This is a genomic window from Microvirgula sp. AG722, assembly GCF_003269145.1.
Lineage (GTDB): Bacteria > Pseudomonadota > Gammaproteobacteria > Burkholderiales > Aquaspirillaceae > Microvirgula > Microvirgula aerodenitrificans.
This window is the reverse complement of sequence record NZ_QLTJ01000010.1, coordinates 1-24,633: the sequence shown is the minus strand read 5'-3', so window position 1 is coordinate 24,633 and position 24,633 is coordinate 1. Positions and strand designations below refer to the sequence as shown.

Below are 24,633 nucleotides of genomic sequence, written 5' to 3'. Positions count from 1 at the left end.
AGCGCTTCGCGGCATTGCTGACAAGGGAAGGTCATGAAGGTTACGAAGGTCATGGAAAACAACGGCTCGAAGCCCCCGTCGTATTACTACGCCAATCCGAATCTGGTGATTCAGAAGCTGCGTGCCCGCTGTCAGGCCCTCAATGACGAACAGGAGCAGTTGCTCGAACGCATCGACCTGCTCGAACTGACCAACCGGCGGCTCAAGCAGCTGGTGGCCATCGACGAGCTGACCGGCGCCTTCAACCGGCGTCATTTCAACAAGCTGTTCGAGACTTCACTGAGCCTGCACCGGCGCGATGCGCCACTGGCGCTGTGCCTGTTCGATCTCGACAACTTCAAGGCCTACAACGACTTCTATGGCCATCCGGCCGGGGATACCGTGCTGCGCGAAGTGGCCACTGCGATCCGCGGCAAACTGCGCCGCACCAGCGACAGCCTGTCCCGGCTTGGCGGAGAGGAATTCGGCGTGCTGTTCTCGGCCGAATCGGCCGACAAGGCCTGCGCCTTTGTCGCCCAGCTGCAGCAGGTCGTCACCGACCTGGCCATTCCGCACGCCTGCAACCCGCCCGGCATCGTCACTGCCAGCTTCGGCACGGTCTGGTGGAATGCGCATGACGAGCAGCGGCTCGGGGCTGACCAGATCTACGCCACCGTCGACACCCTGCTGTACGACGCCAAGGCCGCCGGCCGCAACCGCTCGGTGATCGACGAGCTCGGGCATGCCTTCAACCGCTGCCATGTCGGCCCGGCTTTCGATGCGGCGCTGGCCCGCCACCACCGGGCCGACCCGCTGGCGTTCTGCGTGGTCGAGATCGACAACTTCAAGGCATTCAGCCATCTGAACGGCCCGGAAACCATCGACAAGGCCCTGCGCGCCATCACCCATGTCGTCCAGGTACGGCTGCGCCGCGCCAGCGACACCATGCTGCAGACCGGATCGGAGCAGTTCAGCATGCTGTTCTCTGCCAGTTCGCCGGCCATGGCCGAGCAGTTTGTCGAGCACATGCGCGCGGCCGTCAGTGCGCTCGGCATCCCTCACCCCGGCCATCCGCTCGGCGTGGTGACCGCCAGTTTCCGCATTGTCTGGCTCGGCGCCGAGGAAATGACCGCCGACCAGATGACGCAGACCGTCAACAGCCTGCTGCACCGGCCACGCAAGTCGGTGCTGAACCAGGTCAGCCTGGAGATGCTGTAGGGTCAGGCTGCCCGTCAGGTGCCCGCCCGCGTGCGACAGGGGTCGCACGCGGGTTTTTTCGTCTGGGCGCACTTCTTCCACAGTTTCTTCATTCTCTGGCGACAGGCGGCTGCTACCCTGCTCACGATCCGGTCATTCCCGTCCGTCCATTTCGCGCAAAGCCCATGAATCCGTCCACGTCCCCGAAATCCGGCGCCCGTCGCCGCTGGTCCCTGCTCCTGATCGCCGCCGTCGTCATCGGTGGTCTCGGCTACGGCATCTACTCGCTGCGCCAGCAGAGCGCGGCCGGCGCCGCGAACGGACCCGGCGGGCCCGGCGGCAGGATGCCGCAGCCGCCGGTGCAGGTGGCTACCGCCAGCACGGCCGATGTGCCGGTCTGGCTCGGCGGACTCGGCACCGTGACCGCCGCCAGCACCGTAACGGTCAAGAGCCGGGTCGACGGCCAGTTGATGAAGCTGCACTTCACCGAGGGGCAGACGGTCAGGGCCGGCCAGCTGCTGGCCGAAATCGACCCGCGGCCATTCCAGGTCAGCCTGGCGCAGGCCGAGGGCCAGCTGGCCAAGGATCAGGCCGATCTGGACAATGCCCGCGCCGACCTCGCCCGCTACCGCACCCTGCTGGCGCAGGAGTCGATCGCGGCGCAGAAGGTCGACACCCAGGCCTCGCTGGTGCGCCAGTTGCAGGGCACGGTCAAGGCGGATCGCGCCCAGGTGGACTCGGCACGGCTGCAGCTCGACTACAGCCGGGTCACCGCACCGGTCAGCGGCCGGGTCGGCCTCAAGCAGGTCGATGTCGGCAACCAGATTTCGTCCGGCGACACCACCGGCATCGTGGTCATCACCCAGGTCCAGCCGATCCAGGTACTGTTCACCCTGCCGGAAACGCAGCTGCCCTCCATCCTGGCGCCGCTGAACGCCGGCCAGACGCTGACGGTCGAGGCCTGGGACCGGGAGATGAAGCAGCGGCAGGCGGTCGGCAGGCTGCTGACGCTCGACAACCAGATCGACACCAGCACCGGCACCATCAAGCTGAAGGCCGAATTTGCCAACACGGACGGCACACTGTTCCCAAACCAGTTCGTCAATGCCCGCGTTCGCGCCGGCACGCTGTCGCAGGCGGTAGTGGTACCGGTTGCGGCCGTGCAGACCGGCAAGAAAGGCAGCTATGTCTGGGTGGTCGGGGCGGACAACAAGGTCGCCATGCGCCAGGTATCGACCACGGCCGGCGATGGCACGCGCGTGGTCATCAGCAAGGGCGTCCAGGCCGGCGAGCGGCTGGTGACCGACGGCGTCGACAAGCTGACGGCGGGCGCCCGGGTCGAGATCGTCGATCCCGCCCGTCTCGAACGCAATCGTGCCGCCGCGGCCAGCAAGCCGGCCGCGCAGAAACGCCACAAGGGCCAGCCGCAATGAGCGGCCGCCGCCTGCCAGCTGACGGCCGGAGACCGGCATGAACCCGTCCCGCCCGTTTATCCTGCGCCCGGTCGCGACCACGCTGCTGATGGTGGCACTGCTGCTGGCCGGCCTGGTCGGCTACCGCGCCCTGTCGATCTCCGCGCTGCCAGAAGTCGACTACCCGACCATCCAGGTGGTCACGCTGTATCCGGGCGCCAGCCCCGACGTGACGACGTCGTCGATCACCGCGCCACTGGAGCGGCAGTTCGGCCAGATGTCCGGCCTCAAGCAGATGTCGTCGCAAAGCTCCGGCGGTGCGTCGGTCATCACCCTGCAGTTCAACCTCGACCTCAGCCTCGACGTGGCCGAGCAGGAAGTGCAGGCAGCCATCAATGCCGCCAACAGCCTGCTGCCAGGCGATCTGCCGAATCCGCCGATCTACAGCAAGGTCAACCCGGCCGATCCGCCGGTACTGACCCTGGCCGTCACTTCGCAGACCCTGCCGATGACCCGGGTCCAGGATCTGGTCGACACCCGGGTCGCACAGAAGCTGTCGCAGGTATCCGGCGTCGGCCTGGTCACCCTGTCCGGCGGCCAGCGGCCGGCGGTGCGGGTCAACCTGAATCCGCGCGCGCTGGCGGCCTACGGCCTCGACAGCGAGGCCGTGCGGACCGCCATTTCCGGCGCCAACGTCAATTCGGCCAAGGGCAGCTTCGACGGCCCGACCCGCGCGACCACGCTGTCGGCCAATGACCAGCTGACATCGCCGGACGACTACCTGAAGCTGATCATCGCCTACAAGAACGGCGCGCCGGTCCGGCTGGCCGATGTCGCCACCATTGCCGAGGGCGCGGAGAACAACAAGCTGTCGGCCTGGGCCGACCATGATCCGGCCATCATCCTCAATGTCCAGCGTCAGCCCGGGGCGAATGTCATCAAGACGGTGGACCGCATCCGCGAGATCCTGCCGACCCTGCAGGCTTCGCTGCCGGGGGCGGTCGAAGTCAGGATCCTGACCGACCGCACCTCGACCATCCGCGCCTCGGTCAGGGACGTGCAGTTCGAGCTGATGCTCGCCGTGGCACTGGTGGTGATGGTGATTTTCCTGTTCCTGCGCAATCTGTCGGCCACGGTGATTCCCAGTGTCGCCGTGCCGCTGTCGCTGGTCGGCACTTTCGGTGTCATGTACCTGGCCGGCTTCTCGATGAACAACCTGACGCTGATGGCACTGACCATCGCCACCGGTTTCGTGGTCGACGATGCCATCGTGGTGATCGAGAACATCACCCGTTATCTGGAAGAAGGCGACACGCCGCTGCAGGCGGCGCTGAAGGGGGCCGGCGAAATCGGCTTCACCATCATTTCACTGACCTTCTCGCTGGTCGCCGTACTGATCCCGCTGCTGTTCATGGGCGATGTGGTCGGCCGGCTGTTCCGCGAATTCGCCGTGACCCTGGCGGTCGCCATCCTGATTTCCGGCGTGATTTCGCTGACGCTGACGCCGATGATGTGCGCCAGGCTGCTGCGCCACGTGCCGCCGGAGCGGCAAAGCCGCTTTTCCCGCGCCAGCGAGCGCTTTTTCGACCGCGTCATTGCCCGCTACGGCCGCTACCTGAACTGGGTGCTCGAACACCAGCGGCTGACGCTGTCGGTGGCGGTCGGCACGCTCGCCCTGACGCTGCTGCTGTTCTGGCTGATCCCGAAGGGCTTTTTCCCGCAGCAGGACAACGGCGTGATCCAGGGCATCACCGAGGCGCCGCAGACGGTGTCGTTCGCGGTCATGGCCGAGCGCCAGCAGCAGGTGGCGGCACGTCTGCTGCAGGACCCGGACGTGGAAAGCCTGTCGTCGTTTATCGGCATCGACGGCAGCAATGCGTCGCTGAACAGCGGCCGCCTGCAGATCAACCTCAAGCCGCTCGACCAGCGCGCCGAGCGGGCGCCCGCCATCATCAACCGGCTGCAGCAGCGGGTAGCCGACATTCCCGGCATCAAGCTGTACATGCAGCCGATCCAGGACCTGACCATCGAGGACAGCATCAGTCGTACCCAGTACCAGTTCACCCTGCAGGCCGGCACCCAGGAAGAACTGGGCAAGTGGATACCGGCCCTGGTCGAGCGGCTGAAAACCGTGCCGGCACTGGCCGACGTGACCAGCGACCTGCAGGACCAGGGGCTGGTGGCCCAGGTCGACATCGACCGCGACGCCGCCAGCCGGCTCGGCATTACCGTCGCCCAGATCGACAACGCACTGTACGACGCCTTCGGCCAGCGGATGGTCTCGACCATCTTCACCCAGGCCAACCAGTATCGGGTAGTGCTCGGCGTCGAGCCGCGCCATTCAGCCGGTCCGCAGGCGCTGGAGGGCATCTACCTGACCGGCAGCAACGGCAGCACGGTGCCGCTGACCGCCGTGGCCCGCGTCAGTGAACGCAGCGGTTCGCTGGTGCTGAACCATCTGGCGCAGTTCCCGTCGGCAACGGTGTCGTTCAACCTGGCATCCGGCGTATCGCTCGGCGATGCGGTGCAGGCCATTCGCGCCGCCGAGCGCGGCATCGGCATGCCGGCGGACATCATCACCAGCTTCCAGGGCGCGGCGCTGGCGTTCGAGGCCTCGCTGAACAGCACCCTGTGGCTGATCGTTGCCGCCATCGTGGCGATGTATATCGTGCTCGGCGTGCTGTACGAAAGCTATATCCACCCGATCACCATCCTGTCCACCCTGCCCACCGCCGGCGTCGGCGCACTGCTGTCGCTGATGCTGGCCGGGCAGGATCTCAGCGTGATCGCCATCATCGGCATCATCCTGCTGATCGGCATCGTCAAGAAGAACGCGATCATGATGATCGACTTCGCCCTGGCAGCCGAACGTGAACGCGGGCTGCCGCCGCGCGAGGCCATCTACCAGGCCTGCCTGCTGCGCTTCCGCCCGATCCTGATGACCACCATGGCGGCCCTGCTCAGCGCGCTGCCGATGATGTTCAGCACCGGGATCGGCGCCGAGCTGCGCCGCCCGCTCGGCGTGGCCATGGTCGGCGGGCTGGTGCTCAGCCAGGTGCTGACGCTGTTCACCACCCCGGTGATCTATCTGGCCTTTGACCGGCTGGCGCAGCGCCTGCGCCGTCGTGACCCGGACAGCGCAGCATGAGCGGCGGACCGTCCGATCTGTTCATCCACCGCCCGGTCGCGACCTGGCTGCTGACGATCGCCATCCTGTTTGCCGGTGCACTGGGCTTCCTGTTCCTGCCGGTGGCGCCGCTGCCGCAGGTCGACTACCCGACCATCTCGGTCTCGGCGTCGATGTCCGGCGCCAACTCGGAAACCATGGCATCAAGCGTGACCACGCCGCTGGAGCGCGCGCTGGGCCGCATTGCCGGGGTCACGGAAATGACATCGCGCAGCTCGCTCGGCTCGTCGCGGATCACGCTGCAGTTCGAGCTGGACCGCGATATCGACGGCGCCGCGCGCGATGTGCAGGCAGCGATCAATGCCGCGCGCAGCCTGCTGCCATCCGGCCTGCCGAACAACCCGACCTATCGCAAGGCGAACCCGTCCGACTCTCCGATCCTGATCCTGTCGATGACCTCGGACACGCTGAGTCGCGGCAAGATGTACGACATCGCCTCGACGATTCTGGCCCAGCGCATTCTGCAGATCGAGGGCGTCGGCGACGTCAATGTCGGCGGCAGCTCGCTGCCGGCGGTGCGGGTCGAGGTCAATCCGGATGCGCTGGCCAACCAGAACCTGTCGCTGACCGCGATCGGCAAGACCCTGTCCGCCGCCAACCAGCGCCGGCCGAAGGGCGCACTGGAGAAGGACGACCGCCGCTGGCAGATCGAGGCCAACGACGAGGCGAAAACCGCCGCCGACTACGCGCCGCTGATCATCAGTTACAAGAACGGCGCCGCCGTGCGGCTCAGCGATGTGGCCACGGTCCGGGACGGCGAGCAGGACCGGCGCAATGCCGGCTACGCCAACGGCAAGGAATCGGTGATCCTGATTGTCACCCGCGCGCCGAACGCCAATATCATCGCTACCGTCGACCGCATCAAGGCCGAACTGCCGATGCTGAAACGCCTGCTGCCGGGCGCGGTCGAGCTGAACATCAACCTCGATCGCTCGCCGAGCATCCGCGCGTCGCTGACCGAGGTCGAGCGCTCGCTGATGATCGCCGTCGGCCTGGTGATCCTGGTGGTCTACCTGTTCCTGAAGAACGGCCGCGCGACGCTGGTGCCGTGCGTGGCGGTACCGGTCTCGCTGATCGGCACCTTCGCCGCCATGTACCTGTGCGGCTTCAGCCTGAACAATCTGTCGCTGATGGCGCTGACCATCGCCACCGGCTTCGTGGTCGACGACGCCATCGTGGTGATGGAGAACATCTCGCGCCATGTCGAGGCCGGCATGAAGCCGCTGCAGGCCGCCATGCAGGGCTCGCGCGAGGTCGGCTTCACCGTGCTGTCGATGAGCATTTCCCTGATCGCGGTCTTTATCCCGCTGCTGTTCATGGGCGATATCGTCGGCCGGCTGTTCCGCGAATTCGCCGTCACCCTGTCGGTGTCAATCCTGATCTCGCTGCTGGTATCGCTGACCACCACGCCGATGCTGTGCGCCCGGCTGCTGAAGTCGGGCATGGAGGCAGAGAAAGGCAGCTGGCCGGTCCGCCGCTTCGGCATCCTGCTCAAGCGCATGCAGCGCGGCTACGGGCGGTCGCTGACCTGGGCGCTGGACCACGCCCGGCTGATGATCGCGCTGCTCGGCATTGCCATCGCCCTGAACGTCTATCTGTACGTGGCCATTCCGAAGGGTTTCTTCCCCGAGCAGGACAATGGCCAGATCGGCGGCTTTATCCGCGCCGACCAGAGCATTTCGTTCCAGGCGATGCGCGACAAGCTGGTGCGCTTCATGACCATCGTCCGTGCCGATCCGGCGGTGCAGAATATTTCCGCATCGACCAGTGGCTCCAACAGCGGCCAGATGTTTATCGCCCTGAAACCGAAGGACCAGCGACCGCCGGCGGAGAAAGTCATCACCCGGCTGCGCAAGCAGCTGTCGCAGGAGCCCGGCGCGCAACTGATGATGATGCCGATGCAGGATATCCGCGTCGGTGGCCGCCAGAGCAACTCGACCTACCAGTACACGCTGCAGTCGGACGACCTGGCCGCGCTGCGTCTGTGGGAGCCGAAGATCCGCGAGGCGTTCTCGAACGACCCGGGTCTGCTCGATGTCGATTCCGACCAGCAGGACAAGGGCGTCGAGACCTTCCTGACCTACGACCGCGATACGCTGTCCCGGCTCGGCCTGACCGTGGCCGACGTCAACAGCACGCTGTATGCGGCCTTTGGCCAGAGCCAGGTATCGACCATCTACCAGCCGCTGAACCAGTACAAGGTGGTGGTCGAGGTGCAGCCGGAATATACCCAGAGCCCGGAGACACTGAAGAAGCTGTTCGTGGTCAGCAGCGCCGGCGTCGCGGTGCCACTGTCGGCATTCGCTACCTGGCAACCGACCAATGCGCCGCTGCAGGTCAATCACCAGGGACAGTTCGCCGCAGCCACGCTGTCGTTCAACCTGCCTGATGGCAAGTCGCTGTCCGACGCGACCGAAATCATCGACCGCATCATGGCCGAACTTGGCGTGCCGTCCTCCGTCCACGGCAGTTTCCAGGGCACGGCCAAGGCTTTCCAGGACAATCTGCGCAACCAGTTGTTCCTGATACTGGCCGCACTGGTCACGGTCTATCTGGTGCTCGGCATCCTGTACGAAAGCTATATCCATCCGCTGACCATCCTGTCCACGCTGCCGTCGGCCGGCCTTGGCGCATTGCTGGCACTGATGCTGTTCAAGAGCGAATTCAGCCTGATCGCCCTGATCGGCGTGCTGCTGCTGATCGGCATCGTCAAGAAGAACGCGATCATGATGATCGACTTCGCCCTGGTGGCCGAGCGCCGCGACGGCATGAGCCCGCGCCAGGCGATCCACGCCGCCTGCCTGCTGCGCTTCCGGCCGATCCTGATGACCACACTGGCGGCCATTCTCGGCGCTGTGCCGCTGGCAATCGGCGGCGGCGACGGCGCCGAACTGCGCCGCCCGCTCGGCATCACCATCGTCGGCGGCCTGCTGATGAGCCAGTTGCTGACGCTGTACACCACCCCGGTGGTTTACCTTTACCTCGATCGTTTCCGTGCCTGGTGCCAACGCCAGTGGCGCGGCGAACCCGATACGCAAGCAGGAGAACCGAGTTGAAATTGCGTGCCCTGATGCCTTCACTGCTGTGCCTGCCGCTGCTGGCGGCCTGCGCCGTCGGCCCGGACTATGTACGGCCCGACATGCCGCTGCCGGCGCACTACAAGGAAGCGGCCCCGGGCTGGAAAATTGCAGACCCGGCCGATCACGCGCCGCGTGGCGCGTGGTGGACCGTCTACGCCGACCCGGAACTCGACCGGCTGGTGGCGGCGCTGAATGCGAACAACCAGACGCTGCAGGTCGCCCTGGCCAATTACCGCCAGGCGCGTGCCGCCGCGCAGGAAGCCCGGGCCGGCTTCTTCCCGACCGTCGGCGCGACGGCCAGCACCAGCCGCAAGCAGACCGGCGGCAATCAGGCCGTCACCAATGGTCATGTGTTCTCGCTTGATGCAAGCTGGGAGCCGGATCTGTGGGGCCAGGTCCGGCGTACGGTCGAAGCCAGCGATGCCAGCACCCAGGCCAGCGCCGCCAGTCTGGCCGCCGCGCAGTTGTCCGCCCAGGCCGAACTGGTGCAGGACTATCTGCAGTTGCGCGTGACCGAGCGTCAGCGTCAGCTCAGTGCCGACACCATCGCCGCCTATCGCCAGTCGCTGACCCTGACCCGCAACCAGTTCGACGCCGGCCTGGTCACCCGCGCCGATGTCGCCCAGGCCCTGGCGCAACTGAAAACGGTCGAGGCCCAGGCCATCGACTACGACCTCAGCCGCCGCCAGCTCGAACACGCCATCGCCATTCTGGTCGGCAAGGCGCCGGCCGATTTCGACCTGCCTGCCACCGCCACCCTGCCCGCACTGCCGGCGACGCCGGCCGAACTGCCGTCCAGCCTGCTCGAACGCCGGCCCGACATCGCCGCCGCCGAACGCGCGGTGGCAGCAGCCAACGCCACCATCGGCGTCAGGCAATCGGCGTATTTCCCGGCGCTGACCCTGTCGGCCTCGGGCGGTTTCAGCGCGGCCGGCTTTGCCAGCTGGTTCAACACCCCGGCCCGGGTCTGGTCGCTCGGCGCCGGACTGGCGGAAACGCTGTTCGATGCCGGCGCGCGCTCGGCCCGGGTCGAGCAGGCGCGCGCCGCCTACGACGCCAGCGCGGCGCAATACCGGCAGACGGTACTGTCCGGGCTGCAGGAGGTCGAAGACAACCTGGCCGCGCTGACCCTGCTGGCCGAGGAAGCCCTCCGCCAGCAGGAAGCCGTCGCCGCGGCCCGCGAGGCCGAGCGGCTGGCGCTGAACGAATACCGCGCCGGCACGGCCGACTTCACCACCGTGGCCACCGCGCAGGCCAGCCGCCGCCAGAGCGAGATTACCGCGCTGCAGCTGGAAGGCCGGCGCTATTCGGCCAGCGTGCTGCTGATCAAGGCGCTGGGCGGTGGCTGGAACGGCAACCTTGCCCCGGAGGCGACCACGCCATGAACCTGCTCAGGCCGCCAGGCGTCACCGGCAAGCTGTTTCTCGCCATTCTCGCCGCCTGCCTGCTGCTGGCGCTCGGCATCGGCATGGCGTTCCGGATCAGCTTCCAGAACGGCTTCCTCGACTATGTGCGCAAGAGCAACGAGACCCGGGTCGAGATCGTCGCCGATGCCATGGCGCGGCTGTATGCGCAGCACGGCGACTGGACCTTTGTCCATGAGGACCCGGACAACTGGCTGCGACTGATCCGTACCCTGACCCCGCCGGCCGACCGCGACAGCGAGCTGGATGGCAATGGCCACCGCCATCGCCGCATGGAACACCGTGGCGGCGGCGGCGGGCCACCTCCGCCGCCGCTGCCCGGGCTGCGCACGCGGCTGTGGCTGCTCGACCAGCAGCGCCAGGTGATCGGCGGCCGTGGCGAACCGCCGCAGGAAGACACGTTCTCGCGTCCGATCGAAGTCGGCGGCCGCACGGTCGGCTGGGTACTGAGCACGTCGCCGGCGCGATTGACGCGCATGGCCGACCTGCACTTCCTCGACCAGCAGTTGCGCAGCAGCTGGATCATTGTCGGCCTGTCGGTGCTGCTGGCCGCCGGCGCGGCGCTGTGGCTGGCACGCGGCTTTCTGGCGCCGCTGAAGCGGCTGACCGGCGCCACCCACCAGCTCGCGGCCGGGCATTTCAGCGCCCGGGTGCCGATCACCCGCAGCGACGAGTTCGGCCGGCTGGGCCAGGATTTCAACCAGCTTGCCCATACGCTGGAAAAAAACGAGAACATGCGCCGCCAGTTCATGGCCGATGTCTCGCACGAGCTGCGCACGCCGCTGTCGGTCCTGCGCGGCGAACTGGAGGCACTGGAAGACGGTGTTCGCGCGCTGACGCCGGACTCCCTGCGCTCGCTGCAGGTCGAGGTCGCGACGCTGACCAAGCTGGTCGATGACCTGTACCAGCTGTCGCTGTCCGATGTCGGTGCCCTGAGCTACCGCAAGGCCGAGGTCGATCTGGCCGAGCTGCTGCTGCTGTCGCTCGGTGCGTTCCGTGAGCGGCTGGCCGGCAAGTCGCTGACCGTGTCGCTGTCACCGTGCGACGCGGGCCGCTGCCGGGTGTTCGGCGACGCCGACCGCCTGAACCAGCTGTTCAACAATCTGCTGGAAAACAGCGTGCGCTACACCGATGCCGGCGGGCGACTGGACATTGCCTGCCATGCCGACGGCGACCGGGTCCGCATCGATATCCAGGACTCCGCGCCTGGCGTGCCGCAGGCGTCGCTGGCGGGCCTGTTCGATCGTTTCAGCCGGATGGAGAGTTCGCGCAACCGTGCCAGCGGCGGATCGGGACTCGGCCTGGCGATCTGCCAGAACATCGTCGAAGCCCATGGCGGCACGCTGACCGCCCGCCAGTCGCCGCTGGGCGGGCTGTGGATGGAGATCAGCCTGCCGAGGCTGCGCGGCAGCGTCTGACCGGCGGCCCCGGGCGCCACGGGCGGGCGATGGCCGCTTGTCAGAGCGGTCTGGCTACGTGCAGGCAGGCTTTATAGAACGAAGGAAACCGGGCCCGCCCCGACACCCACCCGAGGCCCCGTTCTCATGTCCATCAAGTCCAGCACAAGCATACAGGCAGCGCCCCCGCTGAGTATCCGTCCGCTGATCGGCATGCATGGCGAGCGCGTCGACGGGATCAGCGTGCGCAGTCAGCTCTGTCACCTTGGCCATGGCACCCGCAGCCATGACCCGATGCTGCAGGGTTTTCTCGGCAAGGACCCGGACAGCCCGTTCGGCATGGGGGAAATCAATCCCTATGCCTTCTGCGGGGGCGATCCGGTCAACCACACCGATCCGTCCGGCCATGCCAGCGCGGCGGTCATCTCCGGGGTCACCGTGGGTGTTCTGGGTCTGGTGCTGGGCCTTCTCACCCTGGGCATCTCGGTGTTCATCGGCATGACCGCCACCGGAGCACTGCTTGCGGCGACCAGCGGGGTATTGGGCCTGGCCTCCTCGGCTGTCGGCATCGCTGCCAGCGTGCATGCAGCAAGCGGTGATCCCGAACTGGCACGCACCCTGGGCTGGGTTGCAACGGGTCTGGGCATCGCCTCGATGCTGCTCGGGCTGCTCGTCCCGGTGGGAATGGGCATCGTGAAAGCAACCGGTCGCCTGTACTCCGGGACTGTGCACGGGGAAATCATGAACAGCATGCACGGGCGATCAGGCAGGAGTTTCCTGTTTGGTGCCCGCTACCGGGACGGTTCCCTGGCCGCAGCCCACATCAACGAGCGAGGCAGAATAGAAAATTTTCAGGGCATTTTTCTGCCCCCGGAGCTGTGGGCCGACGACCTGGCCCGGATCCCGGCCTACTAGGCCAGCCCCCCCGACTCCCCGCTGTACCTGATGGTCTGCCAGTCCACCCACGGTGGCGCGCAATCACCGGCCGCCATCATCGCCAGGACCCTGCAGCGGGAAGTGCTCGCGATCGACTCGCCGTATACCGTAGGCATGGTGTCCTCTTCGCTGCCGGGCCCTGCCCGTTTCTTCGGCACAACGCTTGGCAGGCTGGTCCGTTACGGCCGTCCGTCCGAGGTCTGGACGACGAGCTTGTAGCCGACCCCGTATACCGAGCGGATCGCCTCGCAGTCGGAACAGACGTGCTCCAGCTTGCGGCGCAGGTTCTTGATATGGCTGTCGACGGTTCGATCCGTCACCACACGGTAGTCGTCATACAACTGGTCGAGCAGCTGATCGCGGGAGAACACCCGCCCCGGGGCCGATGCCAGCGTCTTCAGCAAGCGGAATTCGGCCTGGGTCAGATCCAGCAGCTGACTCTGGAAGCGGGCTTCGCAGCGGACTTCGTCGATGACCAGCGCCGGCTCGGCCGGCAGTGCGTCACCACGTCGTACCCGGCGCAGGATCGCCTTGACCCGGGCAATCACTTCGCGCGGGCTGAATGGCTTGCAGATATAGTCGTCGGCACCGATATCGAGCCCGAGCAGGCGATCGACTTCCTCAACCCGGGCCGTAACCATGACGATCGGCACACTGGAGAAAGCGCGCAGCTCACGGCAGATCGACAGGCCGTCGAGTCCGGGCAGCATGATGTCGAGCAGAATCAGCGCCGGCTCGGCCTCGCGCACGCGCGGCACTACCGCCTCACCATCGGCAATCCATTCAGTCTGGTAGCCGGCCACACGCAGGTAGTCGACGAGCAGCTGGCCCAGTTTGGGCTCGTCCTCGACCACCATGACCGTCAATGCGTCGCTGGCTGTGGTTTCGTTCATCCGTGCCTTCCGTAATGCATGGGGCGTCATTTTGCCATGGGCTCGCCCGCCCCATCCATGGGGAAACCGGCTCAGATCACATACTGGAAGACACTGACGAACATGCACAGGCTGCCGCCAAGCACGAACAGGTGCCAGATGCCATGGCCGTGGGGAATCCGTTCGTCGTTGATGAACCAGTACACGCCGACGCTGTAGGTCACGCCACCGGCGACCAGCCATGCCAGACCCGGGGTTGCCAGTTGCTGCATCAGCGGCTTGACGGCAATCAGCACCAGCCAGCCCATGACCAGATAGATGACCAGCGACAGCCAGCGCGTCGGGCTCTTGCGGCCGATGGTGACCTCCTGGGCAATGCCGAACACGGCCAGCCCCCAGACCAGCCCGAACAGCGTCCAGCCCCACGGACCCTGCAGGGTCACCAGCGCAAACGGGGTGTAGCTGCCGGCGATCAGCAGATAGATCGCGCAATGGTCAAATTTCTGCAGCACGCTCTTGGCCCGGCCGCGCACGCTGTGATACAGCGTGGAAATCGCGTACAGCAGCACCAGTGCGGCGCCGAACAGGCTGGCGCCGACGATCCGGTAGGCGTCGCCGCTGTCCGCCGCGCGCACCACCATCACCACCAGTGCCACGACACTGGCCACGGCGCCGATCAGGTGACTGATGGCGTTGAAACGTTCGCCACGATACATGCTTGCCTTCTTGTTCATTGCGCGGCCCGGTTGCCGCATGGGGGAAATGGTCACAAAACCGTTGCCGGCACGCAAGCGCCGGCAACGACTGCTTACATGTGACGTACCGGGGTCGCGGCCAGCAGCGCCGCCAGCAACTGCCAGAACATCGCCACGCTGGCGATGTCCACCCGCTCGTCCGGCGAGTGCGCACCCCGCACGTTCGGCCCGAACGACAGCATGTCCAGTCCCGGGTACTTGCCGGCCAGGATGCCGCACTCAAGGCCGGCATGAATGACCTTGACCGCCGCCTCGCCGCCGAAATGGCGGCGGTACACGTCAAGGCCCAGCGCCAGCAGCGGCGAATCCGGGTTCGGCGTCCAGCCCGGGTAGCGCCCTTCGGTCGCGGTGCGGCAGCCTCCCAGCCGGCCGACGGCAACGATCTCGCCGACACGGGCGGCAAGCCCGCTGTCCAGCAGCGAACGCACCAGCAGCACGGCCGAGAAACCGTCTTCCCCGGCGCGGACCACGCCGATATTGTTCGAGGTCTCGACCACGCCCGGCACCCGCTGGCTCCAGCGCGCCACGCCATGCGGCAAGGCGTTGACCAGATCCATCACCGCCGCCGAGGCCGTCGTGTCGAGCATGCGTGCCGCCTGCGCCTCGCGCAGCACCAGCGTCACGCCGTCATCCACCCCGGCCAGCTCGTCGCGCAGCAGCGCCTGCCACTGGTCCAGTGTTGCTGCCACTGCCGCACGCTGCGCGGCCGGCACGGCGATCACGGCAAAGGCCTCGCGCGGCAGCGCATTGCGCAGCGTGCCGCCTTCCAGCGACACCAGCCGGGCGTCATGTTCGGCGGCCAGTGCCGCCAGTACCCGGCCCAGCAGTCTGGTGGCATTGCCGCGTTCCAGGTGAATGTCGACGCCGGAGTGACCGCCACGCAGCCCGGTCAGTTCGACCCGCAGTGCCTCGCGGTCCGCCGGCAGCGCTTCGCTGTCGAGCGAGCGCTCCAGCAGCACATCGATACCGCCGGCGCAGCCAACATAGAACTCGCCCCAGTCCTCGGTATCGAGGTTCAGCAACAGGCGCCCGGTCAGCAGGTCGGTGCCCAGTCCCTGGGCACCGGTCATGCCGGCTTCTTCATCCAGGGTGAACAGCGCCTCGATCGCCGGATGCGGCAGATCGTCGCTTTCCAGCACTGCCAGCGCAGCGGCAACACCGATGCCGTTGTCGGCCCCCAGCGTGGTGCCCTCGGCGCGGACCCAGCCGTCGTCACCGATCAGCGGGCGGATCGGGTCGCGCAGGAAGTCATGCTCGGTACCGGCATTTTTCTGCGTCACCATGTCAAGATGGCCCTGCAGCACGACGGTTTCCCGGTCGGCCATGCCCGGTGTCGCCGGCTTGCAGATCAGCAGATTGCCGACTGCATCCAGCCGGGTGGCCAGGCCCCGTGCCTCGGCCCAGGCGCGCAGATGGTCACGCAGCGCCGTCTCGTGCTTCGACGGCCGCGGAAAATCGCACAGCGTCTGGAAATGGGCCCATAGCGGGCGGGGCTCCAGCTCGTTCAACACCCTCATGACAACAACTCCCGAATCAACGGCGCCGGGCCAGCAGCCACAGCGAAAATACGATCACGCCAATAAAGAACACCAGCGACCACATCGGCATCGACAGTCCCAGCAGGGTCCAGTCGATGGCCGCGCACTCGCCGCTGCCATGGAACACCTTGGCCAGCATCCGGCTCAGCGGCATGGTTTCCAGCATGTAGTCGAGGCCCGGGCCGCAGGCCGGTACCTGGTCGGCCGGCAGCAGTTGCAGCCGGGTTTGCCAGCCGGCGACACCGGCGCCACCCAGCGCGGCCAGCGTGACCAGCCCGCCGAACAGGCCGCGACTGACGCCGCCCTGCGGATTGACGATGGCCGCCAGCAGCGCCAGCAGGCCGGTCAGGATGATGGCCACGCGCTGGAACACGCACAGCGGGCATGGCTGCAGGCCCATCACATACTGCGCATACAGCGCAAAGGCCATGCCACCGGCGCAAGCGAGGAAAATCAGGAAATAGCCGCCCCGGCGGGACGGCAGCAAGTTCGACAGCACGTTGGATGACTCCGGAATTCAGGATGGACCGTTCAAATTATCACATACTGATTTATGGCAAATGAACGGTCCGTTAACGACCCGTTACTCGCCGGCGATGGTCATGCGCTCGATCAGGATCGAGCCGGTCTGCTTGCCGCCGCGCACTTCGACGTCGGTGCCGATGGCCAGGATCTGCCGGTACATGTCGCGCAGATTGCCGGCAATGGTGATTTCCTCGACCGGATAGGCGATCTCGCCATTCTCGATCCAGAAACCGGCGGCGCCGCGCGAGTAGTCACCGGTCAGCGTATTGACGCCGTGACCGAGCAGCTCGGTCACCAGCAGTCCGCGGTTCATCATGCGCAGCAACTGCCCGAAACTCTCGCCGGTCGGACGGACGATCAGGTTGTGGTTGCCGCCGGCATGGCCGGTCGACACCAGTCCCAGCTTGCGGGCCGAATAGCTGGACAGGAAATAGCCGGTCAGCACGCCCTTGTCGACCAGCGTGCGGGCGCGGGTCGCCACGCCCTCGTTGTCGAAGGCGCCGGAGGCCAGCCCGCGCGGCAGGAACGGGTCCTCGTCGATCCGCACCCGGTCGGAGAACACCTGGGTACCGGCGGAATCAACCAGGAAGCTGGCCTTGCGGTACAGCGCGCCGCCACTGGTGGCGCCGACCAGATGACTGATCAGGCCGGCGGCCATGCCCGGATCGAACAGGACCGGAAACTGGCCGGTAGCCACCTGGCGACCACCGAGACGGCGCACGGTGCGCTCGCCGGCAATGCGGCCGACGTCACGCGCGGCCTGCAGGTCGTCCGCATGACGGGCGGTGCTGTACCAGTAGTCACGCTGCATGGCATCGTCGGCTTCGGCGATGACCGCGGCCGACAGCGAATGCCGGCTGGACGCATAGCCACTGGAGAAGCCGTTCGAGTTGGCGTAGATGAAGTTCGACACGTGGCTGGACACGCTGCCGCCTTCGGAGTTGCTGATGCGCGGGTCGACGGCGCGCGCGGCATCCTCGACCTCGGTGGCCAGCGCGATCGCCTGGTCCACATCCAGCGCCCATGGGTGGTAGAGGTCCAGATCGATACTGTCGTGGGCAAGCAGCGCCGGGTCGGCGAGGCCGGCGGCCGGATCACTGGCGGTATGGCGGGCAATGGCCAGGGCGGCCTCCACCGTCTGCCGCAGGGCGTCGTCGCTGAAGTCCGAGCTGGATGCCTGGCCCTTGCGCTGGCCGACATAGACGGTGACGCCGATGCCCTTGTCGCGGTTGTACTCGATGGTTTCGACCTCGCCCAGGCGAACGGTCACATTCTGGCCGGTTCCCTCGCTGACTTCGGTCTCGGCGCTGGTCGCGCCCAGTACGCGCGCGTGCTCAAGCACCCGTGCGGCAAGCTGGGTCAGCTGGTCGTGGCTGTAACTGAATTGGTTGTCGGGTTGACTCATGGCGGCAGGGCTATCCGGTTGACTGGCGCCAGTCACTGGCGCGAATGGGTGCCAGTCTAGCACGCGGGTCGCGGCGGGCCGACCATGGCAAAACGGAAGCGGCGCGGCAAAGTCTAGTCGCGCAGTTCGCGGCCGGTCAGGCGCAGGAACACATCTTCCAGATTGGCCGGACGCAGCAGGTATCGAAACGTCAGCCCCTCAAGCACAGTCACTAGCGGCTTGAGCTGCTCGCCATAGAAAAACGCCGTTTCGCCGCTGATCTCCATCCGGTACGGCGGCGCAGCCTGGCGGGCCCAGTCAGTCGCCCCGTCGCCGTAGACTTCGACCACCTCGGGCTCGATGTACTGGCGGATCAGCGCCTGCGGCGTGCCCTGCCCGATCAGCCGGCCATGGTCGATCACCGCCAGCCGGTGGGACAGGCGCTCGGCCTCGTCCATGAAGTGCGTGGTCAGCACCAGCGTCTTGCCGGCCTGGGTCAGGCTGCGCAGCCGCTCCCAGATCAGGTGGCGCGCCTGCGGATCGAGACCGGTGGTCGGCTCGTCGAGAAACAGGATGTCGGGATCGTTGACCAGTGCCCGCGCCAGCGTCAGCCGTCGCTTCATGCCGCCGGACAACTCGCCGACCCGGGCGTGCTCCTTGCCGGTCAGGCCGCCGAATTCCAGCAGTTCCGGTACCCGGCGCCGCAATGCGCGCACGTCCAGCCCGAAATAGCGGCCGAACACGACCAGGTTTTCCGCCACGGTAAAATCGGGATCGAGATTGTCGAACTGCGGCACCACACCGACCCGCATCCTGGCCTCACGGCCCTGTGCCGGCACCGGCAGCCCGTTGAGACGGATGCTGCCACCGCTGGGGTCGAGCAGGCCCAGCGCCATGCGCAGCGTGGTGGTCTTGCCGGCCCCGTTCGGGCCGAGCAGGCCGAAGCACTCGCCACGGACCACATGCAGGCTGACATCATTGACTGCCGTGACATCGCCAAAGGTTTTGTGCAGATGCGTCAGTTCGAGCATGGACTCCGTCCGGAAAGCGTTAGCACAGCATCAGCCGACGTGGCGGGCAATCAGCCGGCCGAGCGGCACCAGCCTGCCATGGAAAAAATGACCGGCGCCGGGAAAGACCACCACCGGCAGCGCCTGCGGTCGCGCCCAGTCCAGCACCGCGCCGAGCGGGATGACCTCGTCCGCCTCGCCATGCACCACCAGCGTGTCGACCGGCACTTCGGCCGGAATCGGCGTCTCGTACTTGCCGACCGCCGGCCCCATCAGGATCAGGTGTTCGCTGTCGATGCGCTGACGCGCATGCGCGGCGACGAAACCGCCAAACGAGAAGCCGGCCAGCACCAGTGGCAGCGGACCATGGTCCGCCCTGGCCTGCGCGACCACGGCCAGGACATCGTCGACCTCACCGTGACCATGGTCGTGCTCGCCATCGCTGCCGCCGACACCACGCAGGTTCGGGCAATAGGCGACATAGCCGCGACTGGCCAGCGCCTTGGCGCAGGTCTGCACCACCTTGTTGGTATTGGTGCCGCCCTGCAGCGGGTTCGGGTGACAGATCACGGCCACGCCGCGCAGCACGTCCTGCGGCGCGACGATCAGGGTATCCAGGCCGCCGGCCGGGCCGGCGATGCGCTGCATCGGGGGGGGATTAAGCATGATCAGGCAGTTTCAGTCGTTCGACCACGCGGCCGTTGACGATATGTTCGGAAATGATTTCATCGATGTCCTCGCGGTCGATGAAGGTATACCAGGTCTCTTCCGGGTAAATCACCAGCACCGGGCCGAGATCGCAGCGGTCGAGGCAGCCGGCCTTCTGCACCCGCACCTTGCCCTCGCCCTTGAGGCCCAGTTCGCGAATGCGGTCCTTCGCGTAGTCGAGCAGTTCGCTGGCACCATGATTGTTGCAACAGTCACGACCCGCTTCACGCTGGTTGGTGCAGAAAAACACATGATGGGAATAGAAACTCATCGCTGGTCCTTTGAGGCTTATTCGTCAGGTGCGGCCCAGCCGCCCTGGCCGAGCGCGGCATTCTCGAAGCGGGAGAACTGGCCGATAAACGCCAGCTTGACCACGCCGGTCGGCCCGTTACGGTGCTTGCCGATAATGACCTCGGCCGTGCCCTTGTCCGGCGAGTCGGGATTGTAGTACTCGTCGCGGTACATGAAGATGATCAGGTCGGCATCCTGCTCGATAGCGCCGGATTCACGCAGGTCGGACATCATCGGCCGCTTGTTCGGCCGTTGTTCCACCGAACGGTTCAGCTGCGACAGGGCAATCACCGGCACGCTCAGTTCGCGCGCCAGACTCTTCAGCGAACGCGAGATCTCCGAAATTTCGGCGGTCCGGTTCTGTTCGCGCCCGCCCGACGAGCCACTCATCAGCTGCATGTAGTCGATGACGATCAGGCCGAGCTTGCCGCCGTACTGCCGCGCCAGCCGCCGGGCGCGGGCGCGCAGTTCCAGCGCGGTCAGGCCCGGGGTTTCGTCGATATGCACCTTGGTCTCGGCCAGCACGCCGAGCGCGTGGCTGAATTTTTGCCAGTCTTCGTCGTCGAAGCGGCCGGTCCGCAGCTTGTGCTGGTCCAGCCGGCCGACCGAACCGATCATCCGTGTCGCCAGCTGCGCTGCCGGCATTTCCATCGAGAACACCGCCACCGGCAGATTGGTCGCAATGGCGACGTTCTCCGCCAGGTTCATCGAAAACGCGGTCTTGCCCATCGACGGCCGGCCGGCCACGATAATCAGGTCGCCCGGCTGCAGGCCGGACGTTTTCTCGTCAAGATCGAGGAAGCCGGTCGGCAGGCCGGTAACTTCATCCGGGTTCTCCCGGCTGTACAGCATGTCGATCTTTTCCGTGACCTCGGACAGGATCTCCGGCATCGCCTGGAAGCCCTGCTCGTTCTTGGCCGTGCTCTCGGCAATGCGGAACACCTTGCCCTCGGCCTCGTCCAGCAGTTGCGCGGCATCGCGCCCCATCGGCCGGAAGGCGGACTCGACGATCTCGGTGCCGACCGTCACCAGCTGGCGCATGACCGAACGTTCGCGGACGATCTCGCCGTAACGGCGGATATTGGCGGCCGACGGCGTGTTCTGCGCCAGCGTGGCCAGATAGGACAGGCCGCCGATATCGGTCAGCTCGCCAGTACTTTCCAGCCGTTCGGACACGGTAATGACGTCGGCGGGCCGACCGGTGTCGATCAGCTTGGACACTGCGCGCCAGATCAGCCGGTGGTCGTGGCGATAGAAATCGCCCTCGCCGACCAGGTCGGCGATTTTTTCCCAGGCCGTATTGTCGAGCAGCAGGCCGCCCAGTACCGACTGCTCGGCCTCGACCGAGTGTGGCGGCACACGCAGGTCGGACAGGGAATCGGCATCGGACGGAGGAGGAAGATCAGCGTAATCGGACATGTATCATTTCAATCGCGCCGCCCGGAGGCGGCAAAAGCAGGTCCGGAATTGTAGTGCCAAGCGGCTGCGCGCGTCGCGGCTATTGCGCGACCCGTCGCTCAGCAATGCTGGCCGGCCACCCAGCCGCTGGACCACGCCCACTGGAAGTTGTAACCGCCGAGCCAGCCGGTCACGTCGACCAGTTCACCAACGAAGAACAGCCCGGGCACCTCGCGGGCCATCATCGTTTTCGAGCTCAGGTCGCGGGTATCGATACCGCCGCGGGTAACTTCCGCCTTGCGGTAGCCCTGGGTGCCGTTCGGTCGCAGGACAAAGCCGCGAATGGCCTCGAACAGGCGCGCCACGCTGCGTTCATCGAGGCTGCGCAGCGGCCGGTTGTCACCGAACAGCTCGACAAAGGCCTGAGCGAAGCGCCGGGGCCAGAAGCCCGCCAGCCAGTTGCCGAGCAGCTTGTCGCTGTGGCGATCTTCGGCCAGCCGCGCCTCCAGGTCCACCCCCGGGCACAGATCGAGCGTCAGGCTCTCGCCGGGTCGCCAGTAACTGGACACCTGCAGCATGGCCGGCCCGCTGGCGCCCTTGTGCGTCAGCAAGGCTGCCTCGCGGAATGCCGGCCCGCGCTCGGCACAGGCCTCGACCTCGATGGCGATGCCGGCCAGCTCGCCGAACACGGCCACATCGCCGGGCTGGAAGGTCAGCGGCACCAGCGCCGGCGCCAGCGGCGTCACCCGCAGTCCGAACTGCTCGGCCAGCCGGTAGCCGAAAGGCGTGGCGCCGATCTGCGGAATCGACAGCCCTCCGGTCGCCACCACCACACTGTCAGCCTCGAAAACGCCGGCATCGGTCGTCACCCGGAAGCGCGACGGCTTGTCGACCGCCTGCACCGTCACCCCCATGCGTCGCTCGACGCCGCCCAGCTCACATTCATGCAGCAACAGGTCTATGATCGACTGACTGCTGTCGTCGCAGAACAACTGGCCCAGCGTCTTCTCGTGACAGGCAATGCCGTACCGCTCGACCAGCTTGATGAAATCATGCTGGGTGTACTGGGCCAGCGCCGAGCGGCAGAAATGCGGGTTATCGGACAGATAGCACTCCGGCCGCACGTTCACGTTGGTGAAGTTGCACCGGCCGCCGCCGGAGATGCGGATTTTTTCCGCCAGTCTGACCGCGTGGTCGAGCAGCAGCACGCGGCGACCGCGCTGTCCGGCCTGGGCCGCACACATCAGGCCGGCCGCACCGGCACCAAGGACGATTACATCAAAATTCAACGACATGTCTCATTTCTCGCCGCGCGCCGTGCGCGTGCAACGGTTGGGAAGTATTCCTGACTAAATTTGTCAACATTGGCCTGACGTCTTTATTCCTATAAACTTGATATCAGTCATATCATCACCACATACGGGTATACACCTACCCGTCAATGACTCAAGGAGTTATCGCATGGAACACAAGCTGCCGGCACTGCCTTACGCCCTCGACGCCCTCGCCCCGTACCTGTCCCGGGAAACCCTGGAATACCACTACGGCAAGCATCACCAGACTTACGTCACCAACCTGAACAACCTGATCAAGGGTACCGAGTTCGAAAACGCCTCCCTGGAAGAGATCGTCAAGAAATCGTCCGGTGGCGTGTTCAACAATGCGGCCCAGATCTGGAACCATACCTTCTACTGGCTCGGTTTCGCACCGAATGCCGCCGGGGAAGAGCGTCAGCCGTCCGGCGCGCTGGCCGAAGCGATCAATGCCAAATGGGGCAGCTTCGACGAGTTCAGGAAAGCTTTCAACACCGTGGCTGCCGGCACCTTCGGCTCCGGCTGGGCCTGGCTGGTCAAGGGCTCCGACGGCAGGCTGGACCTGGTGTCGACCAGCAATGCTGCCACCCCGCTGTCCACCGACAAGCAGGCACTGCTGACCTGTGACGTTTGGGAGCACGCGTACTACATCGATTACCGCAACAGCCGCCCGAACTACCTGGAAAGCTTCTGGAAGCTGGTCGACTGGGACGTCGTCGCCAAGCGCCACGCCGCCTGAACAACGGGCCGCGCAGTATAACCGCAGCCGGCACAGTCCGGCCGCCGGTAACGACAAAGCGCCAGCAGTGATGCTGGCGCTTTGTCATGCCCGACCCGCCCTGCTCATGCCCTCAGCAGGGGCGCGCCATTCCTGTAACGCATCAGGCGGCCCAGCGTGCTGCAGCGGATACAGGCAAAGCGCCCGGCGGCCTGTCAGCTCCATTCGTCCGAAAGGGAAGTCCGGACAGCACAAATCACCTATAGCTGGCTTTGGAAGCAAGGCACCGGCCGTCCATGGTGCCGGTCATCAGAGGAGCCCGCCATGCCCAGCAAAACCTCTCCCCGCCCGACGCCCCCCCGCGCTGTCCCGGCGACCCGCATCCAGCCACAAATCGGCATGCATGGCGAACTGGTCGACTGGATCAATTCACGCAGCCAGCTGTATCACCTCGGCAATGGTGCCCGCAGCTATGACCCGATGCTGCAGTGTTTTCTGCGCATGGACCCGTTCAGCCCGTTCTCGGGCGGTGGCATCAATCCCTACGCCTTCTGTGGCGGCGATCCGGTCAACCGGACCGATCACTCCGGCTATATGAGCGCATCCGCGGCTACCGGTCTGGGACTGGGCATTGTGGGCATTATTCTCGGCATTGCGACGCTGGGACTGGCCATGATGCTGGCCACCCTCACGGGCGCCATTCTGGGTATCACGTCAGCACTGCTTGGACTGGCGTCAAATGCCACCGGCATTGCTGCAGCCATCATTGGCGACCACGATCCGAAGCTGGCCAGTACCCTGGGCTGGATATCGCTGGGGCTGGGTATCGCCTCGGCCGCAACCGGGCTGTTCGGGCCGGCGCTGGCAAGCTATGGCAAAGCCACCGGCCGCATTCTGGCGGGAAAAATGTCAAAGCGTGCAGCCGTGGGTTATATCCGGAGGGTTGATTCAGACGTATCTCTCGACTACATGCTGATGCCGGAATTTCATGATGGGGCACTGGTCATGACTCACGGAGAACCTGGCCTGATGCAGAACTTCGGCGGTCGCTTCGTCTCTCCGCTCCGTTGGGCAGACGACCTGTCCTCGCTGCCTTCCTATGCCGAATCGCGCCGGGGGCCCCTGTACCTGCTGGCTTGCAGCTCCGCGACCCCGAATGGTAACGGAGTCTCCAACGTCCGCCTGATCACCAGCAGCCTTGCACGGGAAGTCCGTACTTTCAATGCGCCTGTAGTTTACGTTTCCACCCCCTTCGAGCGGGCGGTGGTTGCCCGCGGTCTTGGCTGGGGCAAGCTGACCCGTTTCCCTCCGATGTGAACCGCCCATGAAAGCCGCCCCCCGTGCATGGCACGGGGGGCGGCTTTGCGCATTCAGTCGCACCAATGAAAGAAGCCCTCGTACAGGGTACGAGGGCTTCAGTATAGGACCTGGCGGTGACCTACTTTCGCATGGGCAAGTGCCACACTATCATCGGCGCAAAGCAGTTTCACGGTCCTGTTCGGGATGGGA

General features: G+C 66.0%; 20 protein-coding genes. 9 read left to right on the top strand and 11 right to left on the bottom strand.

Annotated features, from left to right (window positions below):
- The first annotated feature begins 33 nt into the window (after window positions 1-33).
- The 7 genes from DFO50_RS12965 (at window position 34) to DFO50_RS12935 (ending at window position 12,591) form a co-directional block, all read left to right on the top strand.
- Complete coding sequence (locus DFO50_RS12965) at window positions 34-1,197, top strand: diguanylate cyclase domain-containing protein (RefSeq protein ID WP_051528882.1); 1,164 nt, start codon at window positions 34-36, stop codon at window positions 1,195-1,197.
- Window positions 1,198-1,361: 164 nt separating this feature from the next.
- Window positions 1,362-2,609, top strand: coding sequence for an MdtA/MuxA family multidrug efflux RND transporter periplasmic adaptor subunit (locus tag DFO50_RS12960; protein WP_036386026.1), 1,248 nt, complete (start codon window positions 1,362-1,364; stop codon window positions 2,607-2,609).
- A 37-nt stretch (window positions 2,610-2,646) separates the two neighbouring features.
- Window positions 2,647-5,736, top strand: a complete 3,090-nt coding sequence (locus DFO50_RS12955; protein ID WP_028499384.1) for an MdtB/MuxB family multidrug efflux RND transporter permease subunit — start codon at window positions 2,647-2,649, stop codon at window positions 5,734-5,736.
- On the top strand, window positions 5,733-8,831 hold the full coding sequence (locus DFO50_RS12950; RefSeq protein WP_112692676.1) for a multidrug efflux RND transporter permease subunit: 3,099 nt from the start codon (window positions 5,733-5,735) through the stop codon (window positions 8,829-8,831). The genes DFO50_RS12955 and DFO50_RS12950 overlap by 4 nt, the downstream gene beginning before the upstream one ends.
- Entirely contained in the window at window positions 8,828-10,240 is a 1,413-nt protein-coding gene (locus tag DFO50_RS12945; protein ID WP_233495259.1) for an efflux transporter outer membrane subunit, read from the top strand. The genes DFO50_RS12950 and DFO50_RS12945 overlap by 4 nt, the downstream gene beginning before the upstream one ends.
- Complete coding sequence (baeS, locus tag DFO50_RS12940; RefSeq protein WP_028499387.1) at window positions 10,237-11,697, top strand: two-component system sensor histidine kinase BaeS; 1,461 nt, start codon at window positions 10,237-10,239, stop codon at window positions 11,695-11,697. Before DFO50_RS12945 ends, baeS begins: the two co-directional genes overlap by 4 nt.
- 192 nt (window positions 11,698-11,889) lie before the next feature.
- Window positions 11,890-12,591: an RHS repeat-associated core domain-containing protein gene (locus DFO50_RS12935; protein WP_158537458.1), complete on the top strand. Its 702-nt coding sequence runs from the start codon at window positions 11,890-11,892 to the stop codon at window positions 12,589-12,591.
- Here the strand turns inward: DFO50_RS12935 and DFO50_RS19200 are convergent.
- The 11 genes from DFO50_RS19200 to DFO50_RS12880 form a co-directional block, all read right to left on the bottom strand.
- Window positions 12,588-12,728, bottom strand: a complete 141-nt coding sequence (locus DFO50_RS19200) for a hypothetical protein (RefSeq protein ID WP_156952528.1) — start codon at window positions 12,726-12,728, stop codon at window positions 12,588-12,590. The two genes, DFO50_RS12935 and DFO50_RS19200, sit on opposite strands and share 4 nt — an antisense overlap.
- A 63-nt stretch (window positions 12,729-12,791) precedes the next feature.
- Window positions 12,792-13,505: a two-component system response regulator BaeR gene (gene baeR / locus DFO50_RS12925; protein WP_028499389.1), complete on the bottom strand. Its 714-nt coding sequence runs from the start codon at window positions 13,503-13,505 to the stop codon at window positions 12,792-12,794.
- Window positions 13,506-13,576: 71 nt separating this feature from the next.
- The gene (locus tag DFO50_RS12920; RefSeq protein ID WP_028499390.1) at window positions 13,577-14,200 is read right to left on the bottom strand and encodes a hemolysin III family protein; all 624 of its coding nucleotides are present in this window, start codon (window positions 14,198-14,200) and stop codon (window positions 13,577-13,579) included.
- A gap of 92 nt (window positions 14,201-14,292) precedes the next feature.
- Window positions 14,293-15,756: an aminoacyl-histidine dipeptidase gene (locus DFO50_RS12915; RefSeq protein WP_112692674.1), complete on the bottom strand. Its 1,464-nt coding sequence runs from the start codon at window positions 15,754-15,756 to the stop codon at window positions 14,293-14,295.
- Window positions 15,757-15,772: 16 nt separating this feature from the next.
- Window positions 15,773-16,276, bottom strand: a complete 504-nt coding sequence (locus DFO50_RS12910; RefSeq protein ID WP_233495258.1) for a disulfide bond formation protein B — start codon at window positions 16,274-16,276, stop codon at window positions 15,773-15,775.
- Window positions 16,277-16,360: 84 nt separating this feature from the next.
- Window positions 16,361-17,707: a metalloprotease PmbA gene (pmbA, locus tag DFO50_RS12905; RefSeq protein ID WP_028499393.1), complete on the bottom strand. Its 1,347-nt coding sequence runs from the start codon at window positions 17,705-17,707 to the stop codon at window positions 16,361-16,363.
- A 113-nt stretch (window positions 17,708-17,820) separates the two neighbouring features.
- Window positions 17,821-18,717 (bottom strand): ATP-binding cassette domain-containing protein, encoded by an 897-nt coding sequence (locus DFO50_RS12900; RefSeq protein WP_028499394.1) that lies wholly within the window; start codon window positions 18,715-18,717, stop codon window positions 17,821-17,823.
- A gap of 30 nt (window positions 18,718-18,747) precedes the next feature.
- Window positions 18,748-19,362 (bottom strand): alpha/beta hydrolase, encoded by a 615-nt coding sequence (locus DFO50_RS12895; protein WP_112692673.1) that lies wholly within the window; start codon window positions 19,360-19,362, stop codon window positions 18,748-18,750.
- Window positions 19,355-19,675, bottom strand: a complete 321-nt coding sequence (locus tag DFO50_RS12890; RefSeq protein ID WP_028499395.1) for a ferredoxin — start codon at window positions 19,673-19,675, stop codon at window positions 19,355-19,357. The genes DFO50_RS12895 and DFO50_RS12890 overlap by 8 nt, the downstream gene beginning before the upstream one ends.
- Window positions 19,676-19,692: 17 nt before the next feature.
- Window positions 19,693-21,114, bottom strand: coding sequence for a replicative DNA helicase (dnaB, locus tag DFO50_RS12885; RefSeq protein ID WP_028499396.1), 1,422 nt, complete (start codon window positions 21,112-21,114; stop codon window positions 19,693-19,695).
- Between the two features lie 98 nt (window positions 21,115-21,212).
- Window positions 21,213-22,388 carry an NAD(P)/FAD-dependent oxidoreductase gene (locus DFO50_RS12880; RefSeq protein WP_036386032.1) on the bottom strand — a complete coding sequence of 392 codons (1,176 nt, stop codon included), beginning with the start codon at window positions 22,386-22,388 and terminating at the stop codon, window positions 21,213-21,215.
- A gap of 166 nt (window positions 22,389-22,554) precedes the next feature.
- Between DFO50_RS12880 and DFO50_RS12875 the strand changes: the two genes are divergently transcribed.
- Window positions 22,555-23,145 (top strand): superoxide dismutase, encoded by a 591-nt coding sequence (locus DFO50_RS12875; protein WP_107890006.1) that lies wholly within the window; start codon window positions 22,555-22,557, stop codon window positions 23,143-23,145.
- Between the two features lie 378 nt (window positions 23,146-23,523).
- The gene (locus tag DFO50_RS12870) at window positions 23,524-24,441 is read left to right on the top strand and encodes an RHS repeat-associated core domain-containing protein (RefSeq protein ID WP_199489829.1); all 918 of its coding nucleotides are present in this window, start codon (window positions 23,524-23,526) and stop codon (window positions 24,439-24,441) included.
- The last annotated feature ends 192 nt before the right edge of the window (window positions 24,442-24,633 follow it).